Annotated in this window: 2 protein-coding genes; both read left to right on the top strand. The window is 67.8% G+C overall.

Annotated features, from left to right (window positions below; genetic code table 11):
- Window positions 1–56 precede the first annotated feature (56 nt).
- Entirely contained in the window at window positions 57–848 is a 792-nt protein-coding gene (locus AB4Y86_RS18655; protein WP_441403626.1) for an MBL fold metallo-hydrolase, read from the top strand.
- A gap of 74 nt (window positions 849–922) precedes the next feature.
- Window positions 923–1,563: fumarylacetoacetate hydrolase family protein (locus AB4Y86_RS18650; protein WP_441403625.1), on the top strand; the 641-nt coding region annotated here is incomplete at its 3' end.

The raw sequence follows: 1,563 nt of genomic DNA, 5'->3' as shown, positions 1-1,563 counted from the left end.
GGCCGCCGTCGTTGCGTCCCCTGCTTCTTTGGGTCCCTCGGTGGGATGATGGTGGGGTGATCCCCGATGATGACCGTGCCCTGGTCCGCAGCACCGAGTTGACGCGCTTCCGGCTTGCCCCGAATCCTGGCCCGATGAGCCTGCACGGCACCAACTCCTATGTGCTGGCCGCGCCCGGTTCAGCCGGCGTCGTTGTGGTGGACCCTGGCCCTCTCGACGAGGAGCACCTGCACGAGCTGATGCAGTACGGTGCGGTGGAACTGATCCTCATCACGCACCGCCATGCCGACCACACCGCCGCCGCGAAGCGCTTCGCCGAGCTCACCGGCGCCCCCGTCCGCGCCGTCGACCCCGCGCACTGCCACGGCGGCGAGCCGCTCCGGGAAGGCGAGGTGCTGCACGCGGCCGGGGTGGAAATCCGGGTGCTGTCGACGCCGGGCCACACCTCCGACTCGGTCTGCTTCCACCTTCCGGCGGACGGTGCCCATGGGGCTGTCCTGACCGGGGACACCATTTTGGGCGTCGGCACCACCGTCCTGGACTATCCCGATGGCACCCTGGGGGATTATCTTCACTCGCTGGACCGGCTGGAACGCCTGGGGCCGGCCACCGTGCTGCCCGCCCACGGGCCGATGCTCCCGGCGTTGGACAGCATCGTCCGTGCCTACCGCGACCACCGGCAGGACCGCCTCGCGCAGATCCGCGGCGCGCTCGAAGAACTTGGCGAGGGAGCCGGGGTCCATGCCGTGGCGGACGCCGTGTACGCTGCCGTCGACCCGGCTGTGCGGCCGGCCGCGGAACTGTCCGTTGCCGCGCAGCTGGACTACCTGCGCTCCGCCCCCAACTAGCTCGCAGTAGGTGTCGTTCTCAGCGCTCATATCGACAACAAATGCGAGTCAGTTGGGACGGTAGGCTAGGACCCATGCGTATCGCCCGGTTTGTAGTCGATTCTGATCCCATGTACGGCATTGTGGAGGGCCAGCCCGGCAGTGAGGAAGTCACCGTCATCAACGGCGACCCCTTCTTCCACGGCGTGGAACGGACCACCGTCAAGCACCAGTTGGAGGACGTCCGCCTCCTCGCGCCGATCATCCCGCGCAGCAAGGTCATCGGCGTCGGCCGCAACTTCGTCGAACACGCCCACGAGCTCGGCAACGAGGTACCGGCGCAGCCGCTGCTGTTCTTGAAGCCCAACACCTCGGTGATCGGGCCCAACGATCCGATCATCCTGCCGGAGTTCTCCGATGAGGTCTCGTTCGAAGCCGAGCTGTGCGTAGTGATCGGCCGGATCTGCAAGGACGTCCCGGAAGAGCGGGTCGACGACGTCGTCTTCGGCTACACCTGCGGCAACGACCTCACCGCGCGGGACGTGCAGAAGACTGACCTGCAGTGGGCGCGGGCCAAGGGCTTCGACACCTCCGCGCCGCTGGGCCCGTGGATCGAGACCGAACTGGACACCGAGGACCTGCAGATCCAGGGCCGGCTCAACGGCGAGCTCCGCCAGGACGGCAGCACCAGCCAGATGATCCGCGGCGTCCGTGAGCTCGTGTCGATCGTCTCGCA

Origin of the sequence: Arthrobacter sp. 2YAF22_2 (genome assembly GCF_052114645.1) — a bacterium.
In the GTDB taxonomy this organism is placed as follows: domain Bacteria; phylum Actinomycetota; class Actinomycetes; order Actinomycetales; family Micrococcaceae; genus Arthrobacter.
Note: the sequence above shows the minus strand (reverse complement) of the source record. Positions and strands in the feature narration are given on the sequence as shown.